At 67.4% G+C, this 21,461-nt stretch carries 17 protein-coding genes; 6 read left to right on the forward strand and 11 right to left on the reverse strand.

From position 1 onward, the window contains the following. The first annotated feature begins 340 nt into the window (after positions 1–340). Positions 341–574 (forward strand): hypothetical protein, encoded by a 234-nt coding sequence (locus ACN8ZM_RS01275; RefSeq protein WP_043185133.1) that lies wholly within the window; start codon positions 341–343, stop codon positions 572–574. A gap of 77 nt (positions 575–651) precedes the next feature. Here the strand turns inward: ACN8ZM_RS01275 and ACN8ZM_RS01280 are convergent, their stop codons facing one another. Further along, entirely contained in the window at positions 652–1,413 is a 762-nt protein-coding gene (locus ACN8ZM_RS01280) for a Mut7-C RNAse domain-containing protein (protein WP_420210441.1), read from the reverse strand. A 96-nt stretch (positions 1,414–1,509) separates the two neighbouring features. Here ACN8ZM_RS01280 and ACN8ZM_RS01285 point away from each other — a divergent pair, with 96 nt between their 5' ends. Continuing rightward, positions 1,510–2,379 (forward strand): NAD(P)-dependent oxidoreductase, encoded by an 870-nt coding sequence (locus tag ACN8ZM_RS01285; protein ID WP_175024248.1) that lies wholly within the window; start codon positions 1,510–1,512, stop codon positions 2,377–2,379. A 76-nt stretch (positions 2,380–2,455) separates the two neighbouring features. Further along, complete coding sequence (locus ACN8ZM_RS01290; protein ID WP_420210442.1) at positions 2,456–3,097, forward strand: LysE family translocator; 642 nt, start codon at positions 2,456–2,458, stop codon at positions 3,095–3,097. A gap of 75 nt (positions 3,098–3,172) precedes the next feature. On the opposite strand, the gene ACN8ZM_RS01295 is transcribed toward ACN8ZM_RS01290, so the two are convergent. Continuing rightward, a complete protein-coding gene (locus tag ACN8ZM_RS01295) occupies positions 3,173–4,456 on the reverse strand; it encodes an MFS transporter (RefSeq protein ID WP_420210443.1) in 1,284 nt (427 codons plus the stop codon). Positions 4,457–4,553: 97 nt separating this feature from the next. On the opposite strand from ACN8ZM_RS01295, the gene ACN8ZM_RS01300 reads away from it, so the two are divergent. Beyond that, positions 4,554–5,483, forward strand: a complete 930-nt coding sequence (locus ACN8ZM_RS01300) for a LysR family transcriptional regulator (RefSeq protein ID WP_175024250.1) — start codon at positions 4,554–4,556, stop codon at positions 5,481–5,483. Positions 5,484–5,667: 184 nt separating this feature from the next. Here the strand turns inward: ACN8ZM_RS01300 and ACN8ZM_RS01305 are convergent, their stop codons facing one another. The 7 genes from ACN8ZM_RS01305 to ACN8ZM_RS01335 form a co-directional block, all read right to left on the reverse strand. Further along, the gene (locus ACN8ZM_RS01305) at positions 5,668–6,501 is read right to left on the reverse strand and encodes an OmpW/AlkL family protein (protein ID WP_043185246.1); all 834 of its coding nucleotides are present in this window, start codon (positions 6,499–6,501) and stop codon (positions 5,668–5,670) included. 18 nt (positions 6,502–6,519) lie between these two features. Next, positions 6,520–7,761, reverse strand: a complete 1,242-nt coding sequence (locus ACN8ZM_RS01310) for a DUF2957 domain-containing protein (protein WP_043185149.1) — start codon at positions 7,759–7,761, stop codon at positions 6,520–6,522. A gap of 141 nt (positions 7,762–7,902) precedes the next feature. After that, a complete protein-coding gene (locus ACN8ZM_RS01315; protein WP_043185151.1) occupies positions 7,903–9,336 on the reverse strand; it encodes a DUF2957 domain-containing protein in 1,434 nt (477 codons plus the stop codon). A 435-nt stretch (positions 9,337–9,771) separates the two neighbouring features. Then, positions 9,772–10,722, reverse strand: a complete 951-nt coding sequence (gene argC / locus ACN8ZM_RS01320; protein ID WP_043185152.1) for an N-acetyl-gamma-glutamyl-phosphate reductase — start codon at positions 10,720–10,722, stop codon at positions 9,772–9,774. A 153-nt stretch (positions 10,723–10,875) separates the two neighbouring features. After that, positions 10,876–11,448 carry a flavodoxin family protein gene (locus ACN8ZM_RS01325; protein WP_089449728.1) on the reverse strand — a complete coding sequence of 191 codons (573 nt, stop codon included), beginning with the start codon at positions 11,446–11,448 and terminating at the stop codon, positions 10,876–10,878. Positions 11,449–11,670: 222 nt separating this feature from the next. Further along, a complete protein-coding gene (locus ACN8ZM_RS01330; RefSeq protein WP_420210444.1) occupies positions 11,671–12,264 on the reverse strand; it encodes a YbhB/YbcL family Raf kinase inhibitor-like protein in 594 nt (197 codons plus the stop codon). Positions 12,265–12,505: 241 nt separating this feature from the next. Beyond that, a complete protein-coding gene (locus tag ACN8ZM_RS01335) occupies positions 12,506–13,192 on the reverse strand; it encodes an orotate phosphoribosyltransferase (RefSeq protein ID WP_006752465.1) in 687 nt (228 codons plus the stop codon). A gap of 460 nt (positions 13,193–13,652) precedes the next feature. On the opposite strand from ACN8ZM_RS01335, the gene ACN8ZM_RS01340 reads away from it, so the two are divergent. After that, positions 13,653–15,923: an NADP-dependent malic enzyme gene (locus tag ACN8ZM_RS01340; protein WP_043185157.1), complete on the forward strand. Its 2,271-nt coding sequence runs from the start codon at positions 13,653–13,655 to the stop codon at positions 15,921–15,923. A 145-nt stretch (positions 15,924–16,068) separates the two neighbouring features. Here the strand turns inward: ACN8ZM_RS01340 and ACN8ZM_RS01345 are convergent, their stop codons facing one another. After that, positions 16,069–19,659: an indolepyruvate ferredoxin oxidoreductase family protein gene (locus ACN8ZM_RS01345; protein WP_420210445.1), complete on the reverse strand. Its 3,591-nt coding sequence runs from the start codon at positions 19,657–19,659 to the stop codon at positions 16,069–16,071. A 330-nt stretch (positions 19,660–19,989) separates the two neighbouring features. On the opposite strand from ACN8ZM_RS01345, the gene ACN8ZM_RS01350 reads away from it, so the two are divergent. After that, positions 19,990–20,184: a hypothetical protein gene (locus tag ACN8ZM_RS01350; protein ID WP_420210446.1), complete on the forward strand. Its 195-nt coding sequence runs from the start codon at positions 19,990–19,992 to the stop codon at positions 20,182–20,184. 132 nt (positions 20,185–20,316) lie between these two features. Here the strand turns inward: ACN8ZM_RS01350 and hppD are convergent, their stop codons facing one another. Beyond that, positions 20,317–21,414 carry a 4-hydroxyphenylpyruvate dioxygenase gene (gene hppD / locus ACN8ZM_RS01355; protein WP_301810724.1) on the reverse strand — a complete coding sequence of 366 codons (1,098 nt, stop codon included), beginning with the start codon at positions 21,412–21,414 and terminating at the stop codon, positions 20,317–20,319. Positions 21,415–21,461: the final 47 nt, after the last annotated feature.

The raw sequence follows: 21,461 nt of genomic DNA on the forward strand, positions 1-21,461 counted from the left end.
GGCGGTCTGGCGACCGGCCGCGATCCGGTTTCCGGGGAAAGGGACGGATGGACGCCAGTATAAGCGCCGCCCCGATGGCGTGCGAGCGGGTTTGCGGCGCCATCGCGGCGGCGGCCGGACCGGTCGCCGGCACGGGAACACGCGTGCGCCCTCGGGGAAACCCGAGGGGCGCAAGCAACGTGTCAACTTGCCGCGAACGCGGTGCGTTATGGAACCAGTGCGTCAGGTTTTGTCGCGACGGAACGGCGAAAGCCGGCCTCGCGGCCTGGGGCTCCGATGCGAATGCCTCGCATCTTTACTTACCGGTACGTTTGATTTTTTCTCCGCTAAAGGAAGAACAATGAAGAAGACGCTCGCTTCGATCATCGCCGCAGCATTCGCACTCGCATCGGTTTCGGCATTCGCACAGGCGTCCGCGCCGGCAGCCGACACGTCGGCAGCAGCTCCGGCACCGGCCAAGAAGGATCACAGCAAGCCGAAGCACCAGCTGAAGCACCACGGTTCGGCCAAGGGCAAGGCGAAGGCCGCCGCCGCATCGGCAGCCGGCACGAACGACGCAGGCGCAGCAAACTAAGCGCTTCGCCCGGGGCCGGCACCGCCGGCCGCCAGTCGCGAGACCCCGCATGTTCACGCATGCGGGGTTTTGTTTTTTCAGGCGTCGCGTTCGCCGGCCGGCGGCGGTGGCGGCGCGCGCATCGCGTCGACCACCGTGCGCATGCGCCGCCAGTGCGAGCCTTCCCAGAACACGCGCCGGCATACGTCGCACGCGGCGAAGCGCCGGTGCCGCTGCCGGACGCCGGCCGGCACGCGCGGCGCGGCGGCGGCCGCGTCGAGCGGATGCAGCGGGGCATTGCAGCGCAGGCACAGCCGGAACGGCCGCATGTGCGGTGCGAGATCGAGCCGCTCGAACAGTTCGCGCAGCTGGTCGGCCGGCTGCAGCGCGTGCAGGTAGCAGCCGCGCTCGACCGCGCGCCGCTTGAGCAGCTCGCGGTCGCGGGTCAGCACGATCCGGCCCTCTCGCGCGGCGAGCGCCGCGAGCTCGTCGTCGCGGTAGTGGTTGTCGTAGCAGGTGTCGAAGCCCGCGAGGCGCAACAGTTGCGCGAGGCCGCCGAGATGCGCGTCGGCGACGAAGCACCATTGCGCCGGTTGCGGCGCGGTAGCCCCGTTCACCGTGGATTGCGCGCGTTCCGGAAAGGCTTCGACCCGGTCGCCGTCGCCGAGCGGCCGGTCGAGCGCGGCCGGCGCGTCGTTCACGCAGAGCCGGCCGATTTCCGTATGCGGGACGCCGAGCGCCTCGATCGCATGCTTCACCGTCGCATCGCGCGCGCATGCGTGCCCGAACGCGCGGTCGCGCTGCGCGCGCGGGAGAAAGGCGTTCAGTTCGTCGTGGAAGCGGAAGGTCGCGGTCGCCATGCGCGCAGTATGGCACCGCGCACGGGCGGCCGCGTGCCCTGCAGATGCCACGCATCTGTGGTTAACTCCCCGCTTCACGGAGCGAAGGAGCGGGAAATGGATCTCGGATTTATCGGGCTGGGTGAAATGGGGCAGGCAATCGCGACGAACCTGCTGAAGGCCGGGCACACGGTGCGGGTCTGGAACCGGTCGCGCGAGCGCGCCGAGCCGCTCGCCGCGCTCGGCGCGCAGATCGTCGACACGCCGGCCGACGCGTTTCGCGGCGACGCGGTGTTCTCGATGCTGGCCGACGACGCCGCGGCGCGCGCGATCTTCGACGATGCGCTGCTCGCGCAGGCGCCGCGCGGCCTGATCCACGTCAACATGGCGACGGTGTCGGTCGCGCTGGCCGAATCGCTCGCGCACGCGCATGCGTCGCGCGGCATCCATTACGTCGCCGCGCCGGTGATGGGGCGGCCCGATGTCGCGGCGGCCGCGCGCCTGACGATCATGGCGGGCGGCCCGGCCGAGGCGATCGACCGCGTGCAGCCGCTGTTCGACGCGATCGGCCAGAAGACCTGGCGGTTCGGTTCGCTGCCGCAGCACGCGAACGTCGCGAAGATCGCCGCGAACTTCACGCTCGCGTCGGCGATCGAGACGCTCGGCGAGGCGTCCGCGCTGCTGGGCGCGCACGGCGTCGCGATGCGCGACTTCCTCGACGTGATCACCGGCAGCGTGTTTCCGGGCCCCGTCTACGAAGGCTACGGCTCGATGATCGCCGAGCGGCACTACGAGCCCGCGCGCTTCAAGGCGCGCCTCGGGCTGAAGGATGTTCGCCTCGCGCTGGAAGCCGGCGACGCCGTGTCGGTGCCGTTGCCGGTGGCGAGCGTCGTGCGCGACAACCTGCTCGATGCGCTCGCGCACGGCGGCGGCGAGCAGGATTTCGCGGTGCTCGGCGAAGTCGCGCTGCGCCGCGCGGGCCGCTGATCCGTCGCGCGACAGAAGTTCGGCGCATCGGCATAATCGACGTTTCGTTTTCCCTTTCATCCAGGCAGAGGCGGGCATGAACTTGCATACGTGGTGGCTTTTCGTGGCGACGGTGTTCGTCGTGTCGGCGATTCCGGGCCCGAACATGCTGCTGGTGATGACGCACGGCGCGCGGCACGGGCTGCGGCGTTCGACGTGGACGATGGCCGGCTGTCTCAGCGCGCTGGTGCTGATGCTGTCGGTGTCGGCGGCGGGCCTCGGTGCGGTGCTCGAAGCCTGGCCGGCGATGTTCAACACGCTGCGCTACGCGGGCGCGGCCTACCTCGTCTACCTCGGTGTGAAGGCGTGGCGTGCGCGCGTCGACGACGATGCGCCTGCCGCCGACGTCGAAACCGTGTCGCGCCAGGCCGCGCCGGCATCGCGCGGGACGCTGTTCCGCAACGGCTTCCTGGTCGCGGGCAGCAACCCGAAGGCGATCCTGTTCGCGGCCGCGCTGCTGCCGCAGTTCATCAACGCGGCCGAACCGACGCTGCCGCAGTTCGGCGTCCTCGTCGTCACGTTCGCGGTGATCGAGGTGAGCTGGTATCTCGTCTACGGGTCGTTCGGCACGCGCATCGGCGCGACGCTGAAGAGCCAGAGCGTCGCGAAGATCTTCAACCGGCTGACGGGCGGGTTGTTCGTCGGCTTCGGCGCGATGATGGCGCTGGTCCGTCACTGATTTCGAACTGACACCGGCGCGCCGAACGCCCCGTCCCTCGCAAGAGGGCGGGGCGTTCGGCTTTTCGGGCCGGGTTCACGTCCGCGGGCGCGTCAACGCCGCTGCGCCGGCCCCGCGTCCGGCCGAGAGCCCGAAGACGGTGGCCGTGCCGGCGAACGCGAACCCGACGCCGCACACCGCGCTCCATCCGCCCCAGGCCCACGCACCGCCTGCGAGCATCGCACCGAGCGCGCCGCCGATGAAGAACAGCCCGACGAACAGCCCGTTCAGGCGGCCGCGTGCGGCCGGGTTCAGCAGGTTGATCTCGCGGCGGCCGATCGTCTGGTCGACGATGACGCCCGCGTCCAGCAGCGCCGCGCCACCGGCCAGCAGCGCGAGCGCGACGCCGCGATGCGCGTGCGCGTCGAAGCCGAACCAGCCGGCGCCCGCGATGCCGAGCACGACGAGCGCCGCGAGCATCGTGCCGTGTGCGATCCGCTGCGCGGCCGGGCCGTGGCCATGGTCGCCGGCACGGCCCGCGAGCGGCGTGACGATTGCGCCGCTGGCGCCGGCGAATGCGAACAGCGCGATTCCGTGCAGGTCGAGGCCGAACGGCGGCTGCGCGAGCCGCAGCCCGACCGCGGTCCAGAACGCGCTGAACGCGGCCATCGCGAGCGCCGCCGACAGCGCATGCCGGCGCAGCACCGGCTCGTCGGCCAGCAGGCGCCCCATCGATGCGAGCAGCGCGCGGTAGCCGGCCGTGATCGACGGCGTGCGCGCCGGCAGGCGCAGCGCGAGCACGACGGCGATCGCGGCGTTCGCGAGCGCGGCCAGCACGTAGAACCCGCGCCAGCCGGCCGAGCCCGCGATCAGGCTCGCGAGCGGCCGCGACAGCAGGATGCCGAGCATCAGTCCGCTCATCACGTTGCCGACCGCGCGGCCGCGCTGCGCCTCGGGTGCCATCGACGCGGCCATCGGCACGAGCATCTGGATCACGCTCGACGCGGCGCCGGCCACGAGTGTCGCCAACAGGAACACGGTGCCCGACCGCGTGAACGCGGGCAGCGCGAGCGCGGCCGCGCAGGCGGCCAGCGTCACGACGATCAGGCGGCGGTTCTCGAGCAGGTCGACCAGCGGCACGAGCAGCACGAGCCCGGCCGCGTAGCCGAGCTGCGGCAGCATCGCGACGAGGCCGGTCAGGCCGGGCGGCAGGTGCAGGTCGGCGCTGATCGGGCCCGTCAGCGGTTGCGCGGCGAACAGGTCCATCACGATCACGCCGACCGTCGCGGCGAAGAACAGCGTCATGCCGGCGCTCAGCGCGGGCGGCGCGCCGGCGGACGTGCGAACGGCGGCGGGGCAAGGGTTGGCGGGGCAGTTCATCGGAAACCTGGCGAGTGGGTCGAAGGAGTACCCATCGTAGGTGTCCGATGTTTATGCGACAATTGAAATATCTCTAACATGATTATGCGAGTTTGTTTTGAATACGCGTGATCTCCAGGCATTCGTCGCGGTGGTCGACAGCGGGTCGATGGTCGCCGCGGCCGCGAAGCTCCACCTGACGCAGCCGGGCCTGACGCGGCGCGTGCAGAACCTCGAAACGCTGCTCGGCATGCCGCTGCTCGACCGGCAAAGCAAGCCGCTGAAGCCGACCGCCGCCGGACGCGACGTCTACGCGCTCGCGCGCAACGTGCTGGGCGCGGTCGACGAACTGATGGCGGCGGGCGCGCCGGACAGCGAGCCGTCGGGCGAGCTGCGCATCGGCGTGCCGCCGTTCCTGTCCGAGCTGGCGCTGGAGCAGCCGATCGACCGGCTGCGTGACGCGTTTCCGCGCCTCACGCTGCGGGTGACGGCTGGCTGGTCGCCGGCGCTGATGCAGGGCGTCGAGCGCGGCGCGCTCGACGTCGCGGCCGTGATGGTGCCGGCCAGCGCGGCGCTGCCCGATGCGTTCACGTCGACGCTGCTCGGCACGCAGCCGACGGTGCTCGTCGCCGCGCGCGACTATCCGCTGCCGGACGGCCCGCTGTCGATCGATACGCTGTCGGGTTATCCGTGGGTGCTGAGCCAGGACGGCTGCGGGATGCGTTCGGCGCTGAGCCGCTCGCTCGGCGCGGCCGGGCTGCCGTTCGATGTCGCGGTCGAGGCGTTCGGCTCCGAGCTGCAGCTGTCGCTCGTCGCGCGCGGCGCGGGCATCGGCATTGCCGCGCCGAACGCGCTGGCGCGCAGCGCGCATCGCGATGCGCTGAGGGTGGTGGAAACGGTGGGGCTGGAGACGCGGATCAACGTGTGGATCGTGCACGGCGCGCTGCCGGGCCGTCTGGTGCGGCCTGTCGCGCTGCTGCGCGATGCGCTGGGCGAGGTGCTCGACCAGGTAAACAGGGCGGGGTCAGATGCAATGAACGCCATCTAGAGGCGGCATTCGAGGGAAAATCCTTATTTTCTCTACGGAAATGTTGCAATGCGGAAACCGATTCGCTATAGTTGCACCTGTCTCCTCCATGTCTCCTCTGATATGGATTCAGCCCGCCTCTTAGGCGGGCTTTTTTTTGCCTGCGATTTTGTCGCGGCCTTCCATTCGTCGTCCGTCGCGGCGCTCAGAACTTGTACGTCATCCCGACGTAGCTGATGATCGGGTCGGCCTTCAGGTCCGATTTCGACTCCGAGAGCACCGTGCCGTCGGCCGCCTTGATCGTCACCGTCGACGTCGTCTTCAGCGGAATGTACGTCACCGACGCGATCAGCCCGAAGTGCTCGGTCATGTTGTACTGCAGGCCCGCGTTGAACACCGGCTGCCATGACGACGACGCCTTCGCTTCCACCGATGTCGTACCCGGCTTGCCCGCGCCCGCCGCGAGAATCGCGCCGAGGTTGTCCTGCGTCTGCTTGATGAAGTTCGTGTTGAGCTGCAGATCGCTGAACCAGTTGTACGACACGCCGAGGCCGAGGAACGGCCGGAACTTCGCGGTTGCCGCGCCGAAGTAGTACTGCAGCAGCATCGCCGGGCTCCACTGCCGCACGCTCTTCACGATCGGGTTGACCGACGCCAGCCCGATGTTCTGCGTGCCGAGCGCGCCGGCGGGGCCGGGCGGCTTGATCGTGCCCTGGCCCGACACCTTGAACACCGGCGGCACGCCGGCCACCGACGTCACCGCGATGTGGTCGGTGAGGAAGTGGCTGACCGTCAGGCCGACCGTGTCGGCGCCGCTCGTGCGCAGCCCGGTGCCCGGCGACGTGAACGACGGCGGCAGCCGCAGCGGCGTGTTGATCGGCGTCGGCGCGACGTTGGTCGTCATCGGCGTGCTGCTCTGCTGCGGCATCACGTGGAACCAGCCCAGCGTGACGACGTTGCTGCCGGCGCTCTGCGCGTGCGCCGCGAGCGGCGCCAGCACGGCGGCGCCGGCCGCCGCGCAGAGAAGGGTTTTCTTCATCACGGCTTCCCCCTCCGCTTACTGGACGAACGCGCCGATCGTGAAATACGGCGTCGATCCGGCATTGTCGAGGAACCCGAACACGCCACCCGTGAAGATGAACTTGCCGGTCGGCGTCGCGCTGCTGGCACCCGTATGGATCGTCGTGACCGTGCCCGGCACCGTCTGCGTGTAGTCGAGATCGAGTGCGGTCGCGAGCGACGCCTGCGACGCGTTGAACGGATCGAGCAGCGTGGCCTGCTTGTCGGTCAGCGCGGTGGTGCGGTAGTCGAACTGGCTGTCGACCCCGATGTACTCGCCGTTCTGCGAGCCGACCGCGATCGTCGTCTGCGGCGCGAGGATCGAGATGCTCGATTCGTCGTCGGCGGTGAGGCCCGGTACGCCGTTGCTGTCCGGCGTCGGGTTCGGGTTCGCGACGCCCGTGCGCACGAGGATCGGCACGAGCTGGTTGCGCAGCTTGCCGACGATCATGAAGCCCTTGCCCTGCGGCGTCGCCGACAGCGTCGGTTTCAGCTGGCTCGCGTAGTTGTTCGACTGGAACGCGCCGCTGCCGTCCGCCGACTGCACGAAGTTCGTGCCTTGCTGCGTGCACGCGCCGCCGGCGAACTGGCCGGTCGTGTCGCACTTGGTCCAGCTGCCGTCGGCGTTGATCGTCACCTTCGCGTCGATCGATGCCGGCGCGAATTTCTGCGACGGCACCTCACCGAAGCCCGTGTGACTGTATGTGCCCGCCACCTTCGTGATGTCGGTCTCGATCGACGAGAAGCCGATGAACGGGTAGTACGGGAATTTCGTGTCGGGCACCGCGGCCTGGCCGAGCACGCCGTTGAACTGGATTTCCTTGCCGGGAATCGTGCCGCCCGCGACGCCCATGCCGACGAAGATGCGCGCCGGGCGCGACGGATCGAGGCTCGCGCCGTTCAGGCGGAACGCGCACTGGTTCAGCTTGTTGGTCGGCAGCAGCGTTTCCTGTGTGAGCGTACCGCTGTCGACGGTGCCCGCGCGGGTCGGCACGACAGTGCCGGTCGTTTGCGGCACCGGTGATTCGACATAGGTGACCTGCCAGGTCATCTTGGTCGTGTCGAGCTGGACCTTCGCGAGTTCGCCGCTGCCCGCGCCACCCGTAAACACGGTGCTGTAGTCGAGCGTGGCAGGACAGAGCCGGTCTTCGACGAGCGGGGGCGGATTGCTGTCGCCGCCGCCGCAGGCAGAAAGAAGGGGGGCGGCAAGGGCCGCCGCCAGAATGAGGTTGCGCTTCATGTTGCTCCTCCAGATTTGTCTTGTGCGGCGGCCAGCTCCCTGTCGGCCGCTTCTGTTGGTTGTGCTCGTCCTGCCTGCGCCGTGCCGCGCGCTCGTGCGTTCCGCGACGGCGGCCAGCCCGCCGTCGCGTCCTCGTTCGCTCTACTTGCTGATCTGCGCGCCCACGCCGAAGTACGGTGTCGACGACGTGGTCGAGTTCGCCGACGTCGACGTGACGCCGCCGTTCACCGTGCCCTGGATCAGAGCCGCGTACAGCCCGCCCGTCGCGATCACCACGCCCGATGCGGACGGGTAGTTCGCGCCGCTCGGCGGCGTCGTCGTCGCGTTCAGCAGGCCGGGCGTCGTCTGCCCGTAGTCGAGCGTGAAGCCGTCTTCCTCGACCTGCGTGCTCGGGTTGATGAACGACGCGTTGCCGCCGCGGATCAGGGCCGCCGTGTACTTGAAGTTCGAGTCCGCACCCGCGTAGCCGCCGTCGATCGTGCCCGACGTGATCGCCGTCGCCGCGCCGAGCACCGCGATGCCCGATTCGTCGTCGACCTGCGCATCGGTATGCAGCGGCGCCGTGCCGAGGTTCACGTTGCCCGTACGCACGATCACCGGCACCGTCGCGCCGTTGAGCTGGCCGATCACCATGTGCGCGGTCGCCGACTTGCCGGTCGCGCCGATGAGCGGCAACTGCGTTTGCGGCAGCGTCTGCGGCGCCTTCGTGCTGTCGAAGTAGCCGCCGTTCGCGGTGTTCGCGGTCCACGGGTTGCCGGTCGTCTGGCAGCCGCCCGAACTCGTCGACGTGCAGGCGCCGTTCCCGTCGAACGTCTCGCTCGAGTTCGTGCCCTTCGTCGCGTAGTTGCCCGACGGCACGAGGTGGTAGATCAGCGCGTTGTACGTGCCCGGCAGCTTCGTGATGTCGGTCGTCGTGTTCGCGAAGCCGAGGAACGGATAGAAGTCGAAGTGGCGCTTCGGCACCTGGCCGACGTTCTGGTAGAGCACGACCGGGCCGAGCGCGATCGTCAGCCCGTCGTACTGGACCGTCGCACCCGGAATGCCGCCGCCCGCGACGCCCATGCCGACCAGCAGCATCGGCGGGTTCGCCTGGTTGAAGTCGGCGGCCGTCGAGTAGGTGGCGCCGCTCGGCGCCTTGCCCGTGCCCGGCGTGAGGATGAACGCGCAGCGCGTCTGCTCGGCGGTCGGCAGCACGCCGGCCGGCGGGTGCATGACCGCGCCGGTGATCGTCGTGCCGGCGCGGCTCGGCGTGACCGTGCCGGTCGCGAGCGGAATCGGCGATTCGAGCCACTTGAGCGTGTAGGTCATCGCCACGGCGTCGATGTTGACGCTGACGATCTCGCCGCTACCGGCGCCGCCGAGATACGTGCTCTTCACGATGTCGGCGTCGGCCGGGCACAGCGAGCCGTTGATAGGCTGCGACGGCGGCGGCCCTTGCGTGCCGCAGCTGGAACCGGAACATTGGGGCGCGTTGATCGGCGCGACCGCGCCGCCGGAATCTCCCCCTCCACATGCAACCAGGAAAGGGGCAATGGCAAAGGCCGTTGCCACCCCCTTCGATAAGGTGTGCGACATGCCGCTGTCTCCAATCGTTTAATTGTGCGAGCTAATGTCGCCGCCTTGATTTTTGCTGTCAATTGATGAACCCGTCTAAAAAAGGCGATTGAAACGGGTATCGTGTTTTGAGCCCTTGTCTGACACGGCATTCGGTAAGAATTTAAACGTGAGACGGGCCGCCGGAAGCTGCCGGAGTGGGGGATGTGCGACGCCGGGCAGGCCGGCGGAGAGCCTTCCTGCGTATAACGGCAGCGTTTAAAGCGGCGGTATCCGGTATATCCCTATTCGGGATTGACTGGATAAAGAAGGGGCGAAATTAATTCACTGGTAATCGCGCAATGGAAAGCTTGTAAATAATTGTAAATGCGCGATCCGGGATTTCTTATATATTGCCCGATACGGGTAAATAAAAAGCCGGCCAGTGGCCGGCTTTGCATGGCATGCGGTGCTGAATCAGCGTTTGAGACCGGCGTCCTCGGCGGCGCCGATGTTCAGGTTCATGCACTGGATCGCGGCGCCCGACGCGCCCTTGCCGAGGTTGTCGAGGCGCGCGACCGTGACGAAGCGCTCTTCGTTGCCGAACACGAACAGGTCGACCCGGTTCGTGTCGTTGTTCGCCTGCACATCGAAGAAGCCGCCGTCGAGGTTCGCGTCCGCATCGAATGGCGCGACGCGCACGAATGCTTCGTCCGCGTAGTACTCGGCGAACACGCGCTGCACGTCCTGCGGCGTCGCACGCTTCGCGAGCTGCTCGGGCGTGAAGTAGGTCGTCACTGCGAGACCCTTCAGGAACGGGCCGACGATCGGCGTGAAGATCGGCGGGTTCGCGAGGCCCGTGTGCGCGGCCATTTCCGGCAGGTGCTTGTGCGCGAGGCCGAGCGCGTACGGGCGCGGGCTCGCGAGCTTGCCGCCCGGCGCCGCGCTTTCGTAGTCGGCGATCATCGACTTGCCGCCGCCGCTGTAGCCGGTGATCGAGTAGCTGTGCGCGGCGAACGTCGGTGCGACGATGCCCGCATCGACGAGCGGACGCATCGCGAGCACGAAGGCCGACGCGTGGCAGCCCGGCACGGCGATGCGCTTCGACGTGCGAATCTTCTCGCGCTGCGTGCGGGTCAGTTCCGGCAGGCCGTACGCCCAGTCGGCGCTGGTGCGGAACGCGGTGCTCGCGTCGATCAGCGTCGTGTTCGGGTTCTCGACGAGCGAGGCCGATTCGCGCGATGCGACGTCCGGCAGGCACAGGAACGTGACGTCCGACGCGTTGATCAGGCGGCGGCGCTCTTCGACGTCCTTGCGCTTCGCTTCATCGATGCGCAGGATCTCGATGTCGCTGCGTGCCGACAGGTATTCGAAGATCTTGAGGCCGGTCGTGCCTTCCTGGCCGTCGACAAAAACTTTGGTGCTCATTTCGCTCTCACTGAATGAAACGGGGGCCCGCGCCCTGAAACCGCCATTTTAAGACGTCATCCGGCGGGCCTGCACCGCGCGGGGCGAAAAAAAGACGGCCGGCGGGCCGTCTTGTGTCCCTTTGGCGCCCGGCGGCGCGGGCGCGGGGTGTGCTCAGCTGCGGCCGGCGACCCAGCGGGCCGTCGCTTCGGCAACGCGCCGGCCGAATGCCTTCCCGGTTTCGAGGTCGCCCGGCAGCGGGCCTTCGTCGGGCGTCGCGTCCGCCGGCGACTGCGCGAGCAGGCCCGTCGAGCCGCCCAGGTAGTTGATGTCGTTGCGCGTGGCCGCCTTCGAGTTGGCCGGCATCAGGCTCGTGCCGACCCACACCATTCCATGCTGCATCGCCAGCGTGACGAAATATTGAATCGTCGAGAACTTGTCGCCGTTCATCGTCGCGGAGTTCGTGAAGCCCGCGGCGATCTTGTCCTTCCATTTCTGCGTGAACCACGCTTTCGACGTCGCATCGGCAAACTGCTTGAACTGCGCCGACGGGCCGCCCATGTAGGTCGGTGCGCCGAACACGATCGCGTCGGCTGCGTCGAGCGCGGCCCAGCCCGCGTCGTCGACGTCGCCGACGGCGAGCAGGCGCACGGTCGCGCCGGCGTCCTGCGCGCCCGTGTGAACGGCCTCAGCCAGTTTCTGCGTGTGACCGTAGCCGCTGTGATAGACGATGACGATGTTCGACATGAGGCGTTCTCCGGAAAGGAACGGGGACGGCGGACCGCAGGTGCGCCGCGTCACGCGTCGCCGGCAGGCGGCGCGACGGATGCGCGGCGTGGCGCCGCGACCGGTGACGACGAGTCTAGCAAGCCGAAATGACGGGAAAACGCGCGGGCGCGGCGGACGGAATTTCGCGGAGGCAGGCAATCGCAGTGCGGCGGCGCGGCCGCGCGCAATGCCCGACGCTCGCTACTGCCCGTAGTTGACCGTGAGTTGCGCGGTGCCGATCGCCAGCGTGCCGATCTCGTGCTCGAACATCGGCGCGGGGCGGCCCTGCGCGACGCGCAGGTCGTCGCCCTTGAGCGCGTAGACGGTGATCACGTAGCGGTGCGGTTTGCCGGGCGGCGGGCACGGGCCGCCGTAGCCGTCGATCCCGAAGTCGTTGCGCGCCTCGCTCGCGCCGATGCGCCGCAGGAAGCCGGACGCGCTCGCGTCGGCGGGCAGGCTCGTGACCGTTGCCGGAATGCCCGCCACGGCCCAGTGCCACCAGCCGTGCCCCGGCGCGTCGGGATCGAAGAGCGTGACCGCGTAGCCGCGTGTGCCGGGCGGCGGGTTGTGCCAGGCGAGTTGCGGCGAGTGATTGCCGCCCTTGCAGTCGCCGCGGTCGAACACGTTCGCGGCGTGGACGCGCCCGCCCGGCGTCAGGTCGTCGCTCGTCACGGTGAACGCGCCTTCCGCATGCGCGGGCAGGGCAGTGAGGACGGCGGCGTAAAGGAGGGCGGCGAGGAACGGCGACGGGCGACCCGCTGGCGCAGGCGGAGTGATCCGGCGATCCACACGCATATGGCGCTTCTCCCGTCACGTAGGCCGGACCGATGCTTCCGGCGTTGTTGGCGTTGTGCGTTGCCCGCGCAGCTGATGGCAGCGATGGATCAAGTCTAGCATTAGGGTTCGATGAGCGATGCACGCCGCGACCCGTGGTCGCGATCGCTTCCTGCGCGAATCGACGGACGAAAAAAAAGCCGCCCGCGGTAAAGCGGGCGGCTTGTTCAGCCTGGACGCCGGCCTGCGGGCCGGCGCGGCGTCATTCCTTCGGAGCCGTCGCGCCGCCGTGCGCAGCCGACCACTCGGCCGGTGCGTGCAGGAATTTCTCGACTTCGTCGAGCGTCTTCGTCTCGAAGTAGCCCGACGCCTTCGCGACGCGCAGCACGTCCCACCACGTGGCGAGCGCGTGCAGGTCGACGTCGATGTCCTTCAGGACCGACACGCTTTCCTTGAAGATGTTGTAGTGGAACAGCACGAAGCAGTGGTTCACCGTCGCGCCCGCGGTACGCAGCGCGTTGACGAAGTTGATCTTGCTGCGGCTGTCGGTCGTCAGGTCTTCCACGAGCAGCACGCGCGAGCCTTCTTCCAGATGGCCTTCGATCTGCGCGTTGCGGCCGAAACCCTTCGGCTTCTTGCGCACGTACTGCATCGGCACCATCATCCGGTCGGCCAGCCATGCCGCGAACGGGATACCGGCCGTTTCGCCGCCGGCCACCGAGTCGATCTGCTCGAAGCCGACGTCGCGCATGATCGTCGTTTCCGCCATTTCCATCAGCGCGCGGCGCACACGCGGATACGAAATCAGCTTGCGGCAGTCGATATAGACGGGGCTTGCCCAGCCGGACGTGAAGATGAACGGTTTTTCTGCATTGAAGTGCACTGCCTGTACTTCGAGCAGGATTTTGGCGGTCGTATCCGAGATCGACTGACGATCGTAGCCTGTCATGGGCATTCCTTGGGTGATGAGCGAAGAGCGGGCGCGGGCCCGGTGGCGCAGCAAGGGGAACCTGCCCAGGGGGCCGGGGCGCGATCGGAGGGCCAATCGCATCGCTGCGCGCGTAGCCCGCTATTTTACCCGATTCAGGCCGGTTTTCGGCGGAATTCGCGCGGGTTCACCCCGCGGCTCACCACCGGCGAAACAACTGGGGCCTGACCGCTCGCGCGCTGATGCGGAGGATGCGGCGCTGCACCAACATGCGTCATTTAGGGGGTGTACACTAGGCGACCCTTAGAAATCGTTCAGTACTTTGTACTTTCCTCTTGCCACCCGCCAAGGTTCGATGGCGTGCCGACCCGGCGCGTCGCGTGCCGTCTCGCAGTCGATCACCCTCTCGATTCAAGCAGACGCGGCCGAAGGTGCAGCGTACTGAACCGTCAATATTTCGCATGTCTCTCGCAGGTCAATCATGGACGAACAACTGAAGCAGGCCGCACTGGCTTATCACCTGAACCCGAAACCCGGCAAGATTTCGGTCACCCCGACCAAGCCGCTGTCGAACCAGCTGGATCTGTCGCTCGCGTATTCGCCGGGCGTCGCCGCTGCGTGCGAAGCGATCCACGCCGATCCGCTCGACGCGCAGAAGTACACGTCGCGCGGCAACCTCGTCGGCGTCATCACGAACGGCACCGCCGTGCTCGGCCTCGGCAACATCGGCCCGCTCGCCGCGAAGCCGGTGATGGAAGGCAAGGGCTGCCTCTTCAAGAAATTCGCGGGCATCGACGTGTTCGACATCGAACTGTCGGAGTCCGACCCCGACAAGCTCGTCGAGGCGATCGCGATGCTCGAGCCGACGCTCGGCGGCATCAACCTCGAGGACATCAAGGCGCCGGAGTGCTTCTACATCGAGCAGAAGCTGCGCGAGCGCATGAAGATCCCCGTCTTCCACGATGACCAGCACGGCACCGCGATCATCGCGTCGGCTGCGATCCTGAACGGCCTGAAGGTGGTCGGCAAGAAGCTGTCCGAAGTGAAGCTCGTGTGTTCGGGCGCGGGCGCTGCGGCGATCGCGTGTCTGGACCTGCTGGTGAACCTCGGCCTGACCAAGTCGAACATCCTCGTCGCCGATTCGAAGGGTGTGATCTACGAAGGGCGCGGCAACCTCGACCCGTCGAAGCAGCGCTACGCGGCAACCACCGATGCGCGCACGCTCGCCGACGCGATCGTTGGCGCGGACGTGTTCCTCGGCTGCTCGAGCGCGGGCGTGCTGAAGCAGGACATGGTCAAGACGATGGGCGACCGCCCGCTGATCCTGGCGCTCGCGAACCCGGAACCGGAAATCCGCCCGGAAGACGCGAAGGCCGTGCGCCCGGACGCGATCGTCGCGACCGGCCGTTCGGACTACCCGAACCAGGTCAACAACGTGCTGTGCTTCCCGTTCATCTTCCGCGGCGCGCTCGACGTCGGCGCGACGACGATCACGGAAGAAATGAAGCTCGCATGCGTGCGCGCGATCGCCGAGCTGGCGCAGGAAACCGACCAGAGCGAAGAAGTCGCGAAGGCGTATGAAGGCCACTCGCTCGAATTCGGGCCGGACTACCTGATTCCGAAGCCGTTCGACCCGCGCCTGATCATCAAGATCGCGCCGGCCGTCGCGCAAGCCGCAATGGATTCGGGCGTCGCCACCCGTCCGATCCAGGACATGGACGCGTATCGCGAGCAGCTCGGCGCGACCGTCTACCGCACCGGCATGGTGATGCGCCCGGTGTTCGCGACCGCGAAGCAGAAGCAGGCCCGCATCGTGTTCGCCGAGGGCGAAGACGAGCGCGTGCTGCGTGCCGCGCAGTTCGTGCTGCAGGAAAAGATCGCGAAGCCGATCCTCGTCGGCCGTCCGTCGGTCATCGACATGCGCCTCGCGAAGATCGGCTCGAAGCTGAAGGCCGGCACCGATTTCGAAATCGTCGATCCGGAAGACGATGCGCGCTACCACCGCTACTGGCAGGCGTATCAGGAGATCGGCGCGCGTGACGGCGTGACGCCGGAAGTCGCGAAGGCCGCGATGCGCAAGTTCAACACGCTGATCGGCGCGATGCTCGTGCACCTGGGCGACGCGGACGGGATGATCTGCGGGATGATCGACACGTTCCACAGCCACCTGAAGTTCATCGAGCAGGTGCTGGGCCGTGCGAAGGGCGCCGAGCACTTTGCAGCGATGAACCTGCTGATGCTGCCGGGCCGCAACCTGTTCGTGTGCGATACGTACGTGAACGAGCTGCCGAGCGCCGAACAGCTCGCCGACATGACGATCCAGGCTGCCGCCGAGATCGAGCGATTCGGCATCGCGCCGAAGGCTGCGCTGCTGTCGAACTCGAACTTCGGCAGCGCGCCGTCGTCGTCGTCGCGCCGGATGGGCGAGGCTCGCAAGCTGATCGTCGAACGCGCACCGAACCTGGAAGTCGACGGCGAAATGCACGGCGACGCGGCGCTGTCGGAAATGATCCGCAAGCAGGCCTTCCCGGGCACGACGCTGTCGGGCGAAGCGAACCTGCTGATCATGCCGAACGTCGAAGCGGCAAACATCGCGTACAACCTGCTGAAGATGGTCGGCGGCGAAGGCGTGACGGTCGGCCCGTTCCTGCTCGGCGCGGCGAAGCCGGCTCACATCCTGACGCCGGCCGCGACCGTGCGCCGGATCATCAACATGACGGCGGTTGCCGCCGCGAACGTGAACACGAAGTAAGTCCACGCCCGCGTGTGCCGCGCTTCACGCGCGGCGCAATGAAAAACGCCACGGAACCTGCGTTCCGTGGCGTTTTTTTATTGTGACATGAGCCGGTAGCCGCTCGCCGGCGGGCATCCGGACCGCGAATGCCCGCCGCGTGCCGTTACGCGACCTGCTGGTGCGACTGGCCGCCGGCCGGCGCCCGCCACTTCGCGAGCAGCGTGTTCCACTTCTGGCGTACCGCGCGCAGGTTGTTCTCCTTCACGTGGCCATAGCCGCGAATGCCGTCCGGCAGCGCCGCGAGTTCGAGGGCGAGCGGGCGGTTGGCCGCGTTCAGCTTGGCCGTCACCTCGCCGATCAGCGCTTCGTACTCGCCGATCAGCGCGCGCTCGGTGCGACGCTCCTCGGTGCGGCCGAACGGGTCGAGCCCCGTGCCGCGCAGGAACTTCGCCTTCGCGAGCAGCCGGAACGCCGACATCATCCACGGGCCGTACGCCTTCTTCACGAGATGGCCGTGTGCATCCGTCTTCGCAAACAGCGGCGGCGCGAGGTGGAATTTCAGCTTCCAGTCACCTTCGAACTGCGCGGTCAGGCGCGCGAGGAACGCCGGATCGGACTGCAGCCGTGCGACCTCGTATTCGTCCTTGTACGCCATCAGCTTGAACAGGTTGCGCGCGACCGCTTCGGTCAGCTGCTCCTGCACCGTGTCGCCGTCGGCCAGCGCGCGCTCGGCCGCGCGCACCTTGTCGACGAACGCCGCATAGCGCGATGCGTACGCGGCATTCTGGTACGCGGTGAGGAATTCCACGCGCTTCGCGATCAGGGCATCGACCGCCTTCTTCGTGTGCAGCGCAATCACCGTGGCGCCTTGCGCGGGGCGCGCGTCGCCGGCCGCGGCCTGCTTCACGCTCGCCAGGTCGTGCGCGGCGCGGCGGCCCCAGTCGAAGGCCGCGCGGTTCTTCTCGACCGATACCGCATTCAGCTCGATCGCGCGGACGAGCGACGCGAGCGTGAGCGGCAGCCAGCCTTTCTGCCACGCGTAGCCGAGCACGAACGGGTTCGTGTAGATCGCGTCGCCGAGCAGCGCGACCGCGAAGCGGTTCGCGTCGATGAAGTCGACGGCTTCGCCGGCCGCCGCACGGATGTCGTTTTCGGCGGACAGGCCCGGGAACGCCCAGTTCGGGTTCTTGATGAACTCGGCGGTCGGCGTCTGCGCGCTGTTGACGACCACGCGCGTCGTGTCGTGCCGCATCCGCGACGTGCATTCGTCGCCGGCCGTGACGATCGCGTCGCAGCCAATCACGAGGTCGGCTTCGCCCATCGCGATTCGGGTTGCGTGGATGTCGGTCGGCGCGTGCGAGATCTGCACGTGGCTCATCACGGCGCCGCCCTTCTGCGCGAGGCCGGTGACGTCGAGCACCGTCACACCCTTGTTCTCGAGGTGCGCGGCCATCCCGAGCAGCGCGCCGATCGTGACGACGCCCGTACCGCCAACGCCCGTGACGAGCACGCCGTATGCGCGGTCGATGTCCGGCAGCGTCGGTTCAGGGATCGGCGGCAGTGCGTTACCGTCGACCGACACGGCCTTCGGCTTCTTCAACTGGCCGCCCTCGACCGTGACGAAGCTCGGGCAGAAGCCCTTCACGCACGAGAAGTCCTTGTTGCAGCTTGACTGGTTGATCTGGCGCTTCGTGCCGAATTCGGTTTCCAGCGGCTCGACCGACAGGCAGTTCGACTGCACCGAGCAGTCGCCGCAGCCTTCGCACACCGCGTCGTTGATCACGACGCGCTTCGCCGGATCCGGATACGTGCCGCGTTTGCGGCGGCGGCGTTTCTCGGTCGCGCAGGTCTGGTCGTAGATCAGGATCGTCGTGCCTTCGATCTCGCGCAGCTCGCGCTGCACGTCATCAAGCTGGTCGCGATGATGGATCGTCACGCCCGGTGCGAGCAGCGTCTTCTGGCTGTCGTACTTTTCCGGCTCGTCGGTGACGATCACGATCTTCTTTGCGCCTTCCGACGCGAGCTGGTGCGTGATCTGCGGCACCGTCAGCACGCCGTCGACCGGCTGGCCGCCCGTCATCGCGACGGCGTCGTTGTAGAGGATCTTGTAGGTGATGTTCGCCTTCGACGAGATCGCCGCGCGCACCGCCAGCAGGCCCGAGTGGAAATAGGTGCCGTCGCCGAGGTTCGCGAACACGTGCTTCTCGTCCGTAAACGGCGCCTGGCCGATCCACGGCACGCCTTCGCCGCCCATCTGGCTGAAGGTGCTCGTGCTGCGATCCATCCACACGGTCATGTAGTGGCAGCCGATGCCGGCGATCGCGCGCGAGCCTTCCGGCACGTTGGTCGACGTGTTGTGCGGGCAGCCCGAGCAGAACCACGGCTTGCGCTCGGTCTGCACGTGCGGCTTCGCGAGCGCCATTTCCTTCGCGGTGATCACCGCGAGCCGCGCGGCGATGCGTGCGCGCACGTCGGACGGCAACTCGAACTTCTCGAGGCGCGTCGCGATCGCCTTCGCGATGATCGCGGGCGACAGCTCGTAGTGCGCGGGCAGCAGCCAGTTGCCCATCGGCACTGACCATTCGCCGCCGGCGCCGTCCTTTTCGTCGAACTTGCCGAACACGCGCGGCCGCTGGCCATCAGGCCAGTTGTACAGTTCTTCCTTGATCGCGTATTCGAGGATCTGGCGCTTTTCCTCGACCACCAGGATTTCGTCGAGGCCGCGCGCGAACGCCTGCGCGCCCTGTGCTTCGAGCGGCCACACGCAGCCGACCTTGTATAGCCGGATGCCGATCCGCGCGCAGGTTTCGTCGTCGAGGCCGAGGTCGGTCAGCGCCTGGCGCACGTCGAGGTACGCCTTGCCGCCGGTCATGATCCCGAAGCGCGCGTGCGGCGAATCGATCTCGATGCGGTCGAGCTTGTTCGCGCGCACATAGGCGAGCGCCGCGTACCACTTGTAGTCGAGCAGCCGTGCTTCCTGCACGAGCGGCGGGTCGGGCCAGCGGATGTTCAGCCCGCCGTCCGGCAGGATGAAGTCGGTCGGCAGCACGATCTCGGTGCGATGCGGGTCGATGTCGACCGATGCCGACGATTCGACCACGTCCGTCACGCACTTGAGCGCGACCCACAGGCCCGAGTAGCGGCTCATTGCCCAGCCGTGCAGGCCGAAATCGAGATATTCCTGCACGTTGGACGGGAACAGCACCGGCAGCCCGCAGGCCTTGAAGATGTGTTCGGACTGGTGCGCGAGCGTCGACGATTTCGCCGCGTGGTCGTCACCGGCGAGCACCAGCACGCCGCCGTGCTGCGACGAGCCGGCCGAGTTCGCGTGTTTGAATACGTCGCCCGTGCGGTCGACGCCCGGGCCCTTGCCGTACCACATGCCGAACACGCCGTCGTGCTTCGCGCCGGGGTACAGGTTGACTTGCTGCGAGCCCCACACGGCGGTGGCGGCGAGATCTTCGTTGAGGCCGGGCTGGAAGACGATCTGGTGGGCCGCCAGGTGCTGCTTGGCTTTCCAGAGCGACAGATCGAGGCCGCCGAGCGGCGAACCGCGATAGCCGGAGATGAAACCGGCGGTATTGAGACCGGCGGCACGGTCGCGTTCCTGCTGGAGCATCGGCAGGCGCACGAGGGCCTGGATGCCGCTCATGTACGCGCGACCGCGTTCCAGTGTGTATTTGTCATCAAGCGTGACGGACTTCAGCGCGGCTTCCAGGGACGCGCGTTGGCCTGCGTCTAGCGGGGCATTCATTAACAGTCTCCTCCACCCAGTTTGGGATCACCAAAACTCGACTGCTTCGGGCATCTTGTGGACGCGTCGGCAGTGGCCGGCATATTGGCCGGTTTTAAGCGATGGTAGCACTGGGGCAAACCCGCCGCCCATCGGTTGGAACGCGGGGGAATTGCGGCGGCGCATCAGAAAAACAGGGTGGAACCATGCGTTACATCATGTAAAAGCATGTAAAGCCGGGTTCATCTGCGGGCAAATGCCGTTAATCTTGTCGGCCTGCCGGAGGTGCCCGGTCGCGTTGGCTTGTTTCGACGCAATCGGGGAGGCGCCGGCAGTTTTACAGGAGGTGCAATGAACACACGTCATATCCAGAGTTTCCTGATCGTGTCCGCCGCGTTTTTCTCGATGACGGGCCCGGTGCACGCGCGAGGCGCAAGCGCACTGGCGGCAGCCGGCGCGCAGATGCAGCAGATCGTGCCGGCCCAGGACGCCGTCGCGCAGCCGTCGGCCGAGCGCGCCGTCGTGTCGAAGGCGAACGCGCGTTGATCCGGTCGCGCGGCCTGCGGGCCGCGCCGGAATGCAAAAAGGGCGGGAATCCAAGGATTCCCGCCCTTTTTCTTTGTGCCGCCGGATCGTGCGGGCTGCCGGGTTGCCCCGGGCAGCCGCCCGCCGGATGCGTCAGGCCTTGTCCTGCACGACGCCGCGACGGATCTGGTCGAGTTCGATCGATTCGAACAGCGCCTTGAAGTTGCCTTCACCGAAGCCCTGGTTGCCCTTGCGCTGGATGATCTCGAAGAAGATCGGCCCGATCTGGTTCTCGGTGAAGATCTGCAGCAGCAGGTCGTCGCGCGCGCCGTCGATCAGGATCTTGCGCTTCTTCAGTTCTTCCAGCGATTCGCCGTGGTCCGGTACGCGGCGATCGACCAGTTCGTAATACGTGTCGATCGTGTCGAGCAGCTTCACTTCCTTGCTGCGCAGGCCGTCGACCGCCTGGTAGATGTCGCTCGCGCCGAGCGCGATGTGCTGGATGCCTTCGCCGTGGTACGCGTCGAGGTATTCCTGGATCTGGCCGGCCGTATCCGAGCCTTCCTCGTTGATCGGGATGCGGATCTTGCCGCACGGCGACGTCATCGCCTTCGACTTCACGCCCGTCACCTTGCCTTCGATGTCGAAGTAGCGCACTTCGCGGAAGTTGAACAGGCGCTCGTAGAACTCGGCCCATTCCTGCATGCGGCCGCGATGCACGTTGTGCGTCAGGTGGTCGATATAGGTGAGGCCGTGGCCGACCGGGTTCGGGGTCGCGCCGGCGATCGGCTCGAAATCGACGTCGTAGATGCTGATGTCGCCGATTGCGCCCGGCTGCGCGCCGTTCTTGCCGCGCCAGCGGTCGACGAAGTAGATCAGCGAATCGCCGATGCCCTTGATCGCCGGGATGTTCAGCTCCATCGGGCCCGTCTTGTTGTCGAAGCCCCAGGCGCCGAGTTCCAGCGCGTGCTTGTACGCCTTCGCGGCGTCCTGCACGCGGAACGCGATGGCGCAGATCGACGGGCCATGCAGGCGCGCGAAGCGTTGCGCGAACGAATCGGGTTCGGCGTTGATGATGAAGTTGATGTCGCCCTGGCGGTACACCGTCACGTCCTTGTGGCGGTGGCGCGCGATCGCGGTGAAACCCATCCGTTCGAACAATTGTCCGAGCGCTTTCGGGTCCGGTGCCGTGTATTCGATGAATTCGAAGCCGTCGGTGCCGACGGGGTTGTCCCAGTTCGGGATCTGCATGGCGTGTCTCCTGTGGGGGCGATCGGCCGGGGCGGTGTGCGCATACC

It is taken from the genome of Burkholderia aenigmatica (assembly GCF_048627025.1).
GTDB lineage: Bacteria > Pseudomonadota > Gammaproteobacteria > Burkholderiales > Burkholderiaceae > Burkholderia > Burkholderia aenigmatica.

Coding starts and splice junctions, on each gene's coding strand:
- ACN8ZM_RS01275 (WP_043185133.1), top strand. CDS start 341: ATGAAGAAGACGCTCGCTTCGATCATCGCCGCAGCATTCGCACTCGCA.
- ACN8ZM_RS01280 (WP_420210441.1), bottom strand. CDS start 1,413: ATGGCGACCGCGACCTTCCGCTTCCACGACGAACTGAACGCCTTTCTC.
- ACN8ZM_RS01285 (WP_175024248.1), top strand. CDS start 1,510: ATGGATCTCGGATTTATCGGGCTGGGTGAAATGGGGCAGGCAATCGCG.
- ACN8ZM_RS01290 (WP_420210442.1), top strand. CDS start 2,456: ATGAACTTGCATACGTGGTGGCTTTTCGTGGCGACGGTGTTCGTCGTG.
- ACN8ZM_RS01295 (WP_420210443.1), bottom strand. CDS start 4,456: ATGAACTGCCCCGCCAACCCTTGCCCCGCCGCCGTTCGCACGTCCGCC.
- ACN8ZM_RS01305 (WP_043185246.1), bottom strand. CDS start 6,501: ATGAAGAAAACCCTTCTCTGCGCGGCGGCCGGCGCCGCCGTGCTGGCG.
- ACN8ZM_RS01310 (WP_043185149.1), bottom strand. CDS start 7,761: ATGAAGCGCAACCTCATTCTGGCGGCGGCCCTTGCCGCCCCCCTTCTT.
- ACN8ZM_RS01315 (WP_043185151.1), bottom strand. CDS start 9,336: ATGTCGCACACCTTATCGAAGGGGGTGGCAACGGCCTTTGCCATTGCC.
- argC (WP_043185152.1), bottom strand. CDS start 10,722: ATGAGCACCAAAGTTTTTGTCGACGGCCAGGAAGGCACGACCGGCCTC.
- ACN8ZM_RS01325 (WP_089449728.1), bottom strand. CDS start 11,448: ATGTCGAACATCGTCATCGTCTATCACAGCGGCTACGGTCACACGCAG.
- ACN8ZM_RS01330 (WP_420210444.1), bottom strand. CDS start 12,264: ATGCGTGTGGATCGCCGGATCACTCCGCCTGCGCCAGCGGGTCGCCCG.
- ACN8ZM_RS01335 (WP_006752465.1), bottom strand. CDS start 13,192: ATGACAGGCTACGATCGTCAGTCGATCTCGGATACGACCGCCAAAATC.
- ACN8ZM_RS01340 (WP_043185157.1), top strand. CDS start 13,653: ATGGACGAACAACTGAAGCAGGCCGCACTGGCTTATCACCTGAACCCG.
- ACN8ZM_RS01345 (WP_420210445.1), bottom strand. CDS start 19,659: ATGAATGCCCCGCTAGACGCAGGCCAACGCGCGTCCCTGGAAGCCGCG.
- ACN8ZM_RS01350 (WP_420210446.1), top strand. CDS start 19,990: ATGAACACACGTCATATCCAGAGTTTCCTGATCGTGTCCGCCGCGTTT.
- hppD (WP_301810724.1), bottom strand. CDS start 21,414: ATGCAGATCCCGAACTGGGACAACCCCGTCGGCACCGACGGCTTCGAA.